This is a genomic window from Kutzneria viridogrisea DSM 43870, assembly GCF_000525635.1.
Classification (GTDB): domain Bacteria; phylum Actinomycetota; class Actinomycetes; order Mycobacteriales; family Pseudonocardiaceae; genus Kutzneria; species Kutzneria viridogrisea.
In genome coordinates, this window is sequence record NZ_CP007155.1 from 6,885,306 (window position 1) to 6,898,661 (window position 13,356).

Here is a 13,356-nt window from a genome sequence, read left to right on the forward strand (position 1 = left end):
TCAGATCCGGCCGGTGAGGATCCTCGCGATGTCGGGGATGCGGTCGGCGTCGAGCATGTCGGAGTGCGGGCAGTCGACCCGGTGCTCCTCGATCCGGCCGCCGACGTACGGGGCCCAGGCCTGGGCCAGGGGCACGCCGCCCTCGGGCTGGCTGGCGGAGGTGATCAGCAGCAGGTCCCCGTCGAAGCTGGTGGGCCGGTGCGCCATGGTGGCGCTGATGCTGTTGATCATGGCGTCCAGCGCGCGGCCGAGCTGCTCCTCGTTGAGGTCGGGCAGCACGTCCTGGCGCAGGAAGCCCAGCACGGTGGCCCGCTCGTCGCCCGCTGCCCCGCCGCTGAGGTCGGCGTGCAGCCTGCCCAGCACCGCCTTGTTGTCCAGTTCATCCGTTCCGCCCGGCTGGGCGTCGAGCACGGCCAGCAGCGCGACCTGCTCACCGAGGGCACGCAGCCGCACGGCGATGGCGTGTGCGATGTTGCCGCCCAGCGAGTAACCGAGCAGGTGGTACGGGCCCTCGGGCTGTACCTTCTGGATCTGGTCCACGTAGTCGGCGACCATCTCGTCCAGGGTGCCCGGCAGGGCCGACACCTCGGCCAGGCCCCGCACCTGCAGGCCGTAGACGGGGTGGTCGGCGTCCAGGTGCCGGAGCAGCCCGGAGTAGGCCCAGCTCAGGCCGGTGGACGGGTGGGCGCAGAACAGCGGCGGGCGGCTGCCCTCGGTGCGGATGGGCAGCAGCACGTCCAGGCCGCCGCGCTGGTCCCCGCTGTCGAGCTGGGCGCCGAGCGAGGCCACGGTCGGGGACTGGAACACCGCCTGCACGCCCAGCTCCGAGCCGAAGGTCACGCGGATGCGGCTGATCAACCGGGTGGCCAGCAGGGAGTGCCCGCCCAGCTCGAAGAAGTTGTCGTCGATGCCGACCGAGGGCAGGCCGAGCACCTCGGCGAACAGTCCACAGAGGACTTCCTCGCGGGGGCCACGCGGGGCGCGGCTGGGCGTTGCGGCGTAGTCGGGGGCGGGCAGGGCGCGGCGGTCGAGCTTGCCGTTGGGGGTGAGCGGGAGTTCGGCGAGCCGCACGAAGGCGGACGGGACCATGTGCTCGGGCAACTGGTCGGCGGCGGTGCCGCGCAGGCCCGCCAGGTCGACCTGGTCGGCGACCACGTAGGCGACCAGGCGGCGGTCTCCTGGCCGGTCCTCGCGGACGAGCACCACGGCGCGGTCCACGGCGGGGTGCTCGGTGAGCACGGCCTCGATCTCGCCGAGCTCCACCCGGAAGCCGCGGATCTTCACCTGGTGGTCGGCGCGGCCGACGAACTCCAGCTGGCCGTCGGCACGCCAGCGGGCGAGGTCCCCGGTGCGGTACATGCGGGTGCCCGGCTCGCCGAACGGGTTGGCCACGAACCGCTCGGCGCTCAGGCCGGGCCGGTTCAGGTAGCCGCGGGCGATGCCGGGGCCGCTGGCGTACAGCTCACCGGCCACCCCGGGCGGCACCGGGCGCAGCGCGGGGTCGAGCAGGTACACCCTGGCCCCGGCGATCGGCCTGCCGATGCCCTGGTCCCGGCCGATCTCCGCGAAGGAGATGTCCACGGTGGCCTCGGTGGGGCCGTACGCGTTGATCATGCGGCGGCCCGTGGACCAGAACTCGACCAGGTCGGGCGGGCAGTGCTCGGCGCCGGTGATCAGCGCGCGCAGCTCGGGCAGTGCGACCTTCGGCACGCTGGCCAGCACCGAGGGCGGCATGTGCACGTGGCTGATCCGCTGCGCGGCGAGCAGTTCGGCCAGTTCCTCACCGGCGACGGGGCCGGGCGGCACGACCAGGCAGGCGCCGGACAGCAGCGCCATGCACAGCTCGGCCACGGACACGTCGAAGCTGAGCGAGACGAACTGGAGCACGCGGCTGGACGGCTCGACCCCGTAGCTGGCCCGCTGGTTGGCGGACAGGCCCGCGAGGCCAGCGTGCGAGACGACAACGCCCTTGGGACGGCCGGTGGACCCGGAGGTGTAGATCACGTACGCGGGGCTGGCCGGGGTCAGCCCCGGCACGACCGGGTCCGAGGTGTCCGGGCCGAGCTCGATGCGGTCCAGCGCGAGGCCCTCGATGCCGGTGCCCGAGGTGGTCAGCACGAGCGCGGGACGCGCGTCGGACAGCATGTACTCGATGCGGTCCGCCGGGTAGTTCGGGTCAACCGGCACGTACGCGGCACCGGCCTTGGCGACCGCGAGCAGCGCGACCACCATGTCGATCGATCGCGGTACGGCGAGGGCCACGACCTGCTCCGGGCCGACACCCAGGTCGATCAGCTTGTGGGCCAGTCGGTTCGCACGCCGGTTGAGCTCCACATAGGACAGTTCTGCCTCGGCGGTGGCCACGGCGGGGTTGTCCGGGGTGCGGCCGACCTGCTCGGCGAACAGCTCGGGCAGGGTGCGCGAAACCGGTGCGGGACGGTCGTTCCACTCGTGCAGGACGCGGTGCAGTTCCTGCTCGCCGAGCAGTTCGAAGCTGCTGATCGGCGCGTCCGGGTTCGCCGTGGCGGCGGTGAGCAGCCGCACGAGCCGGTCCGCGACGGACTGGGCGGCCTGCGGGCTGAACAGGTCCTCGGCGAAGCCCAGCACGCCCTCGATTCCAGCGGGATCACCTTGCGCGGTGCGGTTCTCGCGCAGGCTCAGCGACAGGTCGGACTTGGCCACGCCGGTGCCGATGTCGTCCACCTGGACCGTCAGTCCCGGCGACGACAGGGCGCCCTCCTCGTTGTTCTGCAGGGTCAGCATGACCTGGAACAGCGGGTGGTGGGCCAGCGAGCGGACCGGGTTGAGGGCCTCCACCAGGCGCTCGAACGGCACGTCCTGGTGGGCCAGCGCGGCGAGGTCGGTGTGGCGGACCCGGGCGAGAAGCTCGGTGAAGCTCGGGTCGCCGGAGGTGTCCGTACGCAGTACGACGGTGTTCACGAAGAAGCCAACGAGGTCTTCGAGAGACTCGTCCAGCCGACCGGCCACCGGGGTGCCGATGGGCACGTCGGTGCCGGAGCCGAGCCGGGTGAGCAGGGCGGCCAGCGCGGCCTGCAACACCATGAACACCGTTGCCCCGCCGCGGCGCGCAGTGCTGATCAACGCGCGGTGCAGCTCCGGGTCGATGTCGAGCAGCAGGGAGTCGCCGCGGTGGGTGAGCACCTGCGGGCGCGGGCGGTCGGTCGGCAGGTCCAGCAGTTCCGGCGCACCGGCGAGGGTGTCGCGCCAGAACTGGACCTGCCGGGACACGAGGCTGTCCGGGTCCTGCTCGCTGCCGAGCAGTTCCTGCTGCCACAGCGCGTAGTCCGCGTACTGCACGGGCAGTGGCGTCCACTGTGGAGCTTCGCCGCGCAGTCGTGCGGTGTAGGCCGCGCTGAGGTCCCCGACCAGCGGTGCCGCCGACCAGCCGTCGCTGGCGATGTGGTGGGTGAGCAGCAGCACCGTGTGCTCGGCGCCCGCGCTGAACACCGTGACCCGCAGCGGGGCCTCGGTCGCCAGCTCGAAGCCGTGCCGTGCCGCCTGGGTCAGCTGCTCGTCCAGGTCACCGGCAGGCACGAAGTCGACCCGAACCGGTTGCTGGGTCAGGGCCTGGTGCGGATCGCCGTCCACGTCGGGGAAGACCGTGCGCAGGGACTCGTGTCGTGCCACCACGTCGGCCACGGCCGCGGTGAGCGCCTCGCGGTCCAGGTGGCCGGAAAGCCTGAGCAGCAAAGGGATGTTGTACGTCGGCGACGGGCCTTCGAGCCGGTGCAGGAACCACAGCCTGCGCTGGGCGAAGGACAGCGGCACGCGCTCGGGCCGGGGCATCGGGGTCAACGGCTGCCGCGCGGACCCGCTCGCGCCGGTCAGGCGTTGGGCCAGCCCGGCCACGGACGGGGCCTCGAACACGCTGCGGATCGGCAACTCCGCGTTGAACGCGGCGCGGACCCGGCTGACCAGGCGCGTCGCGAGCAGCGAGTGCCCGCCCAGGTCGAAGAAGTCGTCATCCACCCCGACCCGCTCCACACCGAGCACGTCGGCGAACAGCGCGCACAGCACCTCCTCGGCGGGGGTGCGCGGGGCGCGGCCAGCCGAGTCGGAGCCGAACTCCGGCGCGGGCAGGGCCTTGCGGTCCAGCTTGCGGTTCGCCGTCAGCGGCAGCGCGTCCAGCACCACGAAGGCCGCGGGCACCATGTACTCCGGTAGCTGGTCGGCCACGGTCGCGCGCAGGGCAGTCACGTCCACGGACCCGTTGGCGGGCACCACGTAGGCGACAAGTCGCCGGTCGCCGGGCTGGTCCTCGCGGACGATCACGGCCGCCTGCACCACGTCCTCGCGCTGGCCGATCACCGCCTCGATCTCGCCCAGTTCGATGCGGAACCCGCGCAGCTTCACCTGGTCGTCCACGCGGGCGATGAACTCCAGCCCGCCCTGGGCGTTCCACCGGGCCAGGTCCCCGGAGCGGTACATGCGCGCGCCCGCGGGGCCGTACGGGTCGGCCACGAACTTGCCCGCGGTCAGGCCGGGCCGCTTGTGGTAGCCGCGGGTGACCAGGTCACCGGCGATGTAGAGCTCGCCGATCACGCCGACCGGCGCGGGACACAGGCCGCCGTCCAGCACGTACATCCGGGTGTTCCAGATCGGCTTGCCGATCGTGACCACCCCGGCGGGCACGCTGTCCCCCGGCTCGATGCGGTACTCGGTGCAGCCCACGGTGGTCTCGGTGGGGCCGTACTCGTTGATCACGGTCGCGCCCGGGTGGCGGCGCCGCCACTCGTCGAGCACCTCGCCCATCAGCGATTCCCCGCCGAGCACGAGTTGGTCGGTGGGCGAGAACTCCCCGGGCAGGGCGATCAGCAGGGACAGGTGGCTCGGGGTGGCCTTGACGAAGCTGGGCCGCACCAGGGTGCCGTCGGCGGCGGAGTTCTCGTCCAGCTCGATCAACTGGGCGCAGCCGCCCGCGGTCAGCGTGGAGAACAGGCCGGTCACGGTGAGGTCGAAGGACACCGGGCTGTGCACCAGCGAGCGGCCCGCGACACCCGGGTAGGCCGAGCGGGTCCAGGCCAGGTACACGTTGAGCGAGCGGTGCTCCACCACCACGCCCTTGGGGCGGCCGGTGGACCCGGAGGTGAAGATCACGAAGGCCGGGTTGCTCACCCGCAGCGGGGCCAAGCGCTCGGCATCGGTGAGGTTCTCGCCGGAGAACCCGCTGGTGTCAACGGGTTGCTCGGTGAGCACGAGCACCGGCTGGACGTCCTCCAGCATGAACCCGATGCGCTCGGCCGGGTAGCTGGTGTCGATCGGCAGGTAGGCGGCACCGGCCTTGACCACGGCGAGCAGGGCCACGGCCAGGTCCACCGAACGCGGCATGGCCACGCCGACGAAGCGCTCCGGGCCCACGCCCTGGGCCACCAGGTACCGGGCCAGCCGGTTGGCGCGCTCGTTGAGCTCGCGGTAGGTCAGCGACTCGGCCCCGTGCACCACGGCCACCACATCGGGCTGAACTGAGACCTGAGTCTCAAACAGGCCGGGCAGGTGGGCCGGGGCCACCTCGCGGGCGGTGTCGTTCCAGGCGGTGATCACCTGGTGCCGCTCCACCTCGGACAGCACGTCCACGCGGGTGATCGGCTGTGCGGGGTCGGCGACCAGCGCGGTCAGCGCGATGACCAGCCGGTCGGCGATGGCCTGGGCGCTGGCCCGGTCGAACAGGGCGGTGGCGAACTCCAGCAGGCCGTCCACCCCGTCGGGGCGGCCCTCGGCGGTGAAGGACTCCTGAAGGTGGAAGGACAGGTCCACCTTGGCCGAGCCGGTGCCGGTGCCGTCCAACCTGGTGTCCAGCCCGGCCAGGGCGAACTCCGACTCCCCGGGGTCCTGGTAGGTCAGCATGACCTGGAACAGCGGGTGGCGGGCCAGCGAGCGGCTCGGGTTGATCGTCTCGACCAGCCGCTCGAAGGGCACGTCCTGGTGCGCGAAGGCGTCCAGGTCGGTCTGCCGGACCCGGCGCAGCAGCTCGGTGAAGCTCGGCTCACCGGAGGTGTCCGTGCGCAGCACGAGCGTGTTGATGAAGAACCCGATCACCCCGTCCAGGGCGTCGTCCCCGCGGCCGGACACGGCGGTGCCCAGCGGGATGTCCGTACCGGCGCCGAGTCTGGTCAGCAGCACGGCCAGCGCGGCCTGCATGACCATGAACGGGGTGGTGTTCGTCTTGCGTGCCAGTGCGAGCAGGTCGCGGTGCAGCTCGGGCCCGAAGCCCAGTTCCACCGTCTCGCTGTGCGTGATCGCCACGGCGGGACGCGGCCGGTCGGTGGGCAGTTCGAGCTGCTCGGGCAGGCCTGCCAGCGAGGTGCGCCAGTACGCGAGCTGGCGGTCCATGTCGCTGTCGAGCAGTTTCTGCTGCCACAGGGTGTAGTCCGCGTACTGCACGGGCAGCGCGGCCCAGGACGGCGCGCGCCCGTCACGGCGTGCGTCGTAGGCCAGCGCCAGGTCCCCCAGCAGCGCGGACGTGGAGCCACCGTCACCGGCGATGTGGTGCAGCACCAGGGCCAGCACGTGCTCCTCGGCGCCATCGGTGAACAGGGTCGCCCGCAGCGGCGGCTCGGTGGCCAGGTCGAACGCGTGGCCAGCGGCCCGCTCGACCGCCGATTCGTCCAGTGTGGACTCGACGTGCAGTCGCGGCCCCTGGTCCAGCACGACCTGGTGCGGGGTGCCGCCGGACTCGGGGAAAACCGTACGCAGCATCTCGTGCCGACCGACCACATCGGACACAGCGGCGGCGAGCGCGTCCTGGTCGAGCTGGCCGCTCAGGCGCACCAACGTGGCGATGTTGTACAGCGCGTTGGGGCCTTCGAGCCGGTACAGGAACCACAGTCGGCGCTGGGCCAGCGAGAGCGGCACCAGCTCGGGGCGTTCCTGGCGGGTCAGCGGGGTGCGGGCACGGTCGGCGGCACCGAGGCGCTCGCTCAGCGTGGCCACGGTCGGTGCCTCGAACAGCACGCGGATGGGCAGCTCGGCGTCCAGCGCGGAGCGGATCCGGCTGATCAGGCGGATGGCCAGCAGGGAGTGCCCGCCGAGGTCGAAGAAGTTGTCGTCGATGCCGACCCTGGGCACGCCCAGGACCTCGGCGAACAGCCCGCAGAGGATCTCCTGCTGGGGTGTTCGCGGCGCTCTGCCGACCGGGGCCGCGCCGAACTCGGGCTCCGGCAGCGCCTTGCGGTCCAGCTTGCCGCTCGGGGTGAGCGGCAGCTCGTCCAGCCCGACGATCGCCGCGGGCACCATGTACTCCGGCAGCCTGTCCTGTAGGGCCGAGCGCAGCGCAAGTACGTCCACAGTGGACGGAACGGTGTAGGCGAGCACGCGGTTCTCGCGGACGACGACCGCCGCGCGGCGCACGCCGTCCTGGTCGAGCAGGGCCTGTTCGATCTCACCGAGCTCGATGCGCAGGCCGCGCACCTTGACCTGGTCGTCGGCGCGACCGACGAACTCGATCTGGCCGTCGCCACGCCATCGGACCAGGTCGCCGGACCGGTACATGCGGCTGCCCGGCTCGCCGAACGGATCGGCCACGAAGCGCTCCGCGGTCAGGTCCGCGCGCCCGTGGTAGCCGTAGGCCAGCTGCACGCCCGCGATGTGCAGCTCACCGACCGCGCCCACGCCGACCGGGCGCAGGGCGGAGTCCAGCACGTACAGCCGGGTGTTGCCGACCGGGCCGCCGATCGGGGCGGGGCCGGAGTCGGGCACGCACGAGGAGAACGTGACGTCCACAGTGGACTCGGTGGGGCCGTATCCGTTGATGAGCTGGACGTCCAGCAGCGTGTGGAACTGCCGCTGCAACTCCTCGGTGAGCACCTCACCACCGGAGTAGACCCGGCGCAGGCCCGTGCACTGCGCGGCGGCGGGCTCCTGGAGGAACAGCCGCAGCATGGAGGGCACGAAGTGCACCGTGGTGACGCGCTGGGCGCGGATGGTCTCCGCCAGGTAGCCGGGGTCGCGGTGGCCGTCGGGCCGGGCCACGACCAGGGTGGCGCCCTGGGTGAGCGGCCAGAAGAACTCCCAGACCGACACGTCGAAGCTGGACGGGGTCTTCTGCAACACCCGGTCGTCGGCGGCCAGCCCGAAGTCGGCCTGCATGCCCGCCATGCGCGTGAGGACCGCCTGGTGCGGCACGACCACGCCCTTGGGGCGGCCGGTGGAGCCGGAGGTGTACATGACGTAGGCGGGCAGCGCGGCGGAGAACCGGCGCCCCGGCTCACTGTCGGCGAAGTCCTTGCTCAGCGCCATGATCTCGTCGTCGACGAGCTGGCTGGGCTTGGCGTCGGCGAGCATGTACGCGATCCGGTCGGCCGGGTAGTCCGGGTCAACCGGCAGGTACGCGGCGCCGGTCTTCAGCACCCCGACCAGCGCGGCGACCAGGTCCACCGAGCGCGGCAGGCTGATCGCGACCGTGTGCCCGGGGCCCACCCCGCGCTCGGTCAGCAGGTTCGCCAGGCGGTTCGCCCTGGCATGCAGGTCCACATAGGACACTTCGGTGCCCTCGAACACCACGGCGATCCGCTCGGGCGTGCGCTGCGCCTGCCCGGTGAGCAGGTCGGCCAGCGTGCCCTCCGGCACCGGCTGGGCCGTGTCGTTGAACTCGACCAGCACGCGGTGGCGTTCGGCCTCGGTCAGCGGCTCCAGCTTGGCCAGCGGCAGGTCGGGGTCGGCCACCAGCGTCTCGAACAGCCGCACGAGCCGGTCACCCAGGCGCGTCACCTCGGCGCGGTCGAACAGGTCGGTGCGGAAGTCCAGCCGCAGCGACAACTTGTCGCCCGCCATCGTGCTGATCAGGCTCAGCGGGTAGTGCGTGGCGCCGCCGCCGGTGGCATCGGTCAGCCGCAGCCCCGCGTAGGTCTCGTCCTCGTCATCGGCGCTGACCGGGTAGTTCTCGAACACCGTCATGGTGTCGAACAGCTCGCCCAGCCCGGTGGCCGACTGGATCTGCGCCAGGCCCAGGTGCTGGTGGGACAGCACCTCGGCGCGATCGGACTGCAACCGCGCCAGGTTCTGCACCAGGGAGCGGGCCGGGTCCAGGCGCATCCGCACCGGCAGCGCGTTGATGAACAGGCCGATCATCGTCTCGACCCCGGCCACCTCCGGCGGGCGGCCGGACACGGTCTCGCCGAACACCACGTCATCGCGGCCGGTCAGCTCGCCGAGCACGATGCCCCACGCCGCCTGCACCGCCGTGTTCACGGTGAGCCCGCGACCGCGGACCAGCTTGGTCAGCGCCGAGGTGAGCTCGGCGGGCAGCTCCACGTAGAGCCGTTCCGGCAGATCGGGCACGCGGGCCGGGTCGGCGGCGCGGACGCGGGTCGGCTCGGTGACCCCGTCCAGCGCGCGCTGCCAGACCCGCTCCGCCGCACCGGCGTCCTGCGCCGCCAGCCAGGCGAGGTAGTCCCGGTACGGGGCAACAGGTCCGGGTTCGCGCCCGGCGTAGAGCTCGAACAGGTCCTGCAACAACAGGGGCGCCGACCAGCCGTCCAGCAGGATGTGGTGGTTGGAGATCACCAGCTTGTGCCGGTCCTCGCCGAGCCGGACCAGGGTGAACCGGATCAGCGGCGGCTTGGCCAGGTCGAAGCGGCGCACCCGGTCGGCGGCGAGCAGCTCGGCCAGCTCCTGCTCCCGGCCGGTCAGGTCCACCTCCTGCCAGGGTGCGGCCACCTCCTTGACGATCACCTGGATCGGCTGCCCGTTGGCGCGCTGCCGGAAGCAGGCCCGCAGCGAGGAGTGCCTGCGCAGCAAGGCGTTGGCCGCCTGCCGCAGGGTCTCCGCGCGCAGCGGGCCGTCCAGGTCCAGCACCAGCTGGGTGGTGTAGACGTCCACCGCTGCCCGATCGAACAGCGAGTGGAACAGCATGCCCTCCTGCAGCGGGGACAGCGGCAGGACGTCTTGCAGGCCAGACGGCTTCACTCGAAGCTCCCCAATTCCTCTTCCAGGTCCTCGATCTCGTCCTGGCTCAGCGACACCAACGACAGGTCCGAGGGGGTGAACCCGCCCGAACCGGGGGCCTGCGCGTGCTCGACCAGCGCGTGCAGCGCCTCGAACCACGCCTCGGCCAGTTCGCGGACCTCGGGCTCGGTGAACAGCGCGTCCGGCCAGGACCAGGTCGCGGTCAGCGCGGGCCCGTCCGCGCGGTCCTCGGTGACCGCGTTGACCTCCAGCGCGTGCGCCAGCGGCATGCGCGGGTCACGCCCGTCCGGCCCGGACACGTCCTCGGCCAGCGCCCAGTCCCCCGCCGTGCCCGCGCCGAACCGGCCCAGGTAGTTGAAGCCGATCTGCGGCTTCACCGGGTCCAGGTGTGGTTCGGGGTCCAGGTAGCGCAGCAGGCCATAGCCGATGCCGTGGTCGGGCAGCGCCCGCAGTTGCTCCTTGACCTGCTTGACGGCCTGGCCGACCGCGTGCCCACCGGCCTGGACCTCCTGCCAGGACGGGGTTCCCGGGTCGAGACGGACCGGGAACAGGCTGGTGAACCAGCCCACCGTGCGGGTCAGGTCCAGCCCGTCCACGATCTCCTCGCGGCCGTGGCCCTCCAGGTCCACCAGCACCCCGTCACCGGACAGGCCGCGCTGCTCGCGCCACCTGGCCACGGCCAGCGCCAGCCCGGTCAGCAGCACATCGTTGACCCCGGCGTGGAACATCGCGGGCACCGCGGTCAGCAGCGCCTCGGTGTCCTTCGTGGACAGCGTCAGCTCCACCTCGCGCACCGTGGACGCCACATCCACCGCCGGGTCCAGTGCGCGCCCACTCAGCAGCGGGTCGGTGCCGCCGAGCATGGACGTCCACAGTGGACGCTCTGCGCGCCGGGCGGGGACCTGCGTGGCCAGCGCGTGCGCCCAGGTGCGCAGCGAGGTCCGCACCGGGTCCAGCACCGGCTGGTCACCGCGCGCCGCCGTGTGCCAGGCGGCGGCCAGGTCCGGCAACAGGATCCGCCAGGACACGCCGTCCACCACCAGGTGGTGCAGCACCAGCAGCAGCCGCCCGGACTCGTTCGGCCCCGCGTCGAACCACACGATCTGCACCATCACCCCGTCGGCGGGGGCGAGCCGGTCCCTGGCGTAGCCGCCGTGCTCGGTGACGGCCTGGGCCAGGTCCAGCCTGGTGACGTCCACCCGCTGCACCACGTCCTTGGCGCGCACCGCACCGCGCGGGGCGATCACCAGCGCGGCGTCGGACAGCTTGCCGCGCAGGGCGTCGTGGTGGTCGAGCAGTGCCTGCACGGCCGTGGTGAGCCGGTCCATGCCGAGGTCGGCGGGCACCTGGACCACCATGGACTGGTTGAACCCGGTGTACTGGCCGCCCTGTTCACGCAGCCAGCGCATGATCGGGGTCAGCGGCATCGCGCCGATCCCGGCGTCCGGCTCCTCGGCGCGGGCACCCTGCGAACCGGCCGCGGCGGCCAGTGCGGCAGGAGTGCCGTACCGGAAGACGTCCCGCGCGCTGATCACGATGCCAGCGTTGCGCGCCCGGCTGACCACCTGAAGGGACAGGATGCTGTCCCCGCCCAGCTCGAAGAAGTTGGCGTCGATGCCGACCTCGGGCAGGCCGAGGACCTCCGCGTAGAGCCCGCACAGCAGTTCCTCGCGCGAGGTGCGCGGGGCACGGCCGGTGGACACGGCGGTGAAGTCCGGGGCGGGCAGCGCCTTGCGGTCCACCTTGCCGTTGGGCAGCAACGGGATCGCGGGCAGCACCACGAAGGCCGAGGGCACCATGTACTCCGGCAGCGCGGCGCCCACCACCGAGCGCAGTTCCGCCGATCCGGGCGCCTGCCCGGCCGCGACCAGGTAGGCCACGATGCGCCGGTCGCCGGGCTGGTCCTCACGGACCACAGCGGCCACCTCGGCGATCGCGGGGTGCGCCGCGAGCACGGACTCGATCTCGCCCAGCTCGATGCGGAACCCGCGCACCTTGACCTGGTGGTCGGCGCGGCCCACGTACTCCAACTGGCCGTCCACCCGCCACTTCGCGAGGTCGCCGGTGCGGTACAGCCGCTCCCCCACGCCGAACGGGCTGGCCACGAACCGCTCGGCGGTCAGGCCGGGCCGGTTGTGGTAGCCGCGGGCCAGGCTCGCACCGGCCACGTACAGCTCACCCGTGGTGCCGGGCGGGACCGGGCGCAGGCCCGCGTCCAGCACGTACACCCGCGAGTTGGTGATCGGCCGCCCGATCGGCGCCACCACGGCTCCCGACAGCGGGCCGCTCATCGTGGCGCAGACCGTGGTCTCGGTCGGCCCGTAGGCGTTGATCATCGTGCGGCCCGCCGACCACTGCTCCACAGTGGACGGTTGGGTTGCCTCGCCGGCCACCACCAGGGTCATGCCCTCGGGCAGGCCGTTGGCGGGCAGCGCCGCCAGCGCCGTGGGCGGCAGGGTCACGTGGGTCACCGCGTGCTCGGCCACCAGCTCGGCCAGCGGCTCACCGGGCAGCACCCGGTCGGCCGGGGCCACCACCAGGCAGGCACCGGAGAGCAGGCCCATGCAGACCTCCCAGGACGCCGCGTCGAAGCTGAGCGAGGCGAACTGGAGCACCCGGCTGCCCGGGCCGACACCGAAGGCGCCGACCTGGGCCGCAACCAGGCTGGCCAAACCGGAGTGGGTCACCACCACACCCTTCGGACGGCCGGTGGACCCGGAGGTGTAGATCACGTACGCCGGGCTGCCCAGCCCCAGTCCGGTCACCGCCGGGGCCGTGTCCGGGCCGTCCAGCTCCAGCTCGTCCAGGCGCAGCCCGGCCAGGCCGGTGCCCGAGGTGGTGAGCACCAGGCTGGGCGCCGCGTCGGAGAGCATGTAGGCCACGCGGTCGGCCGGGTAGCTCGGGTCCACCGGAACGTAGGCGGCACCGGACTTGGCCACCGCGAGCAGGGCCACGACCATCTCCACCGAACGCGGCACGGCCACCGCGACGAACCGTTCCGGACCGGCACCGAGCTCAACCAGCTTGTGCGCCAAGCGGTTCGCGCGGGCGTCCAGCTCACCGTAGGTCAGCGTGGTGCCCTCGAACGCCAGCGCGGGCGCCTGCGGGTCGCGCCGGACCCGCGCCGCGAACAGCTCTGCTAGCACACCGTCCTCAGTGGACGCAGCGGTCTCGTTCCACTCGCCGAGCAGCTGCCCGCGCTCGGTGTCGCTGAGCACGTCCAGCTGGCTGATCGGCAGCTCGGGGTCGGTGATCACGCCGCGCAGCAGGGTGATCAGCCGGTCCACGAGCCGCTGCACGGTGTCCCGGTCGAACAGGTCGGCGGCGTACTCGACCAGGCCCTCCAGGCCCTCGCCGGACTCCTCCAGGCTGAACGCCAGGTCGAACTTGGCCACCCCGGTGCCGGCCCCGTCGAACTCCACCTCGGCCCCG

The 13,356-nt window shown here is 72.5% G+C and carries 2 protein-coding genes (1 of these 2 cut by a window edge); both read right to left on the reverse strand.

Going from position 1 to position 13,356, the window contains the following annotated elements; translation table 11 throughout:
* Positions 1–9,924 (reverse strand): amino acid adenylation domain-containing protein, encoded by a 9,924-nt coding sequence (locus tag KALB_RS30240; RefSeq protein ID WP_025359424.1) that lies wholly within the window; start codon positions 9,922–9,924, stop codon positions 1–3.
* Positions 9,921–13,356, reverse strand: the 3' portion of a protein-coding gene (locus KALB_RS49535) for a non-ribosomal peptide synthase/polyketide synthase (RefSeq protein ID WP_025359425.1). It continues 19,124 nt past the right edge of the window; 3,436 of the gene's 22,560 nt are visible here — the last part of the coding sequence; its start codon lies beyond the right edge, outside the window; its stop codon occupies positions 9,921–9,923. The genes KALB_RS30240 and KALB_RS49535 overlap by 4 nt, the downstream gene beginning before the upstream one ends.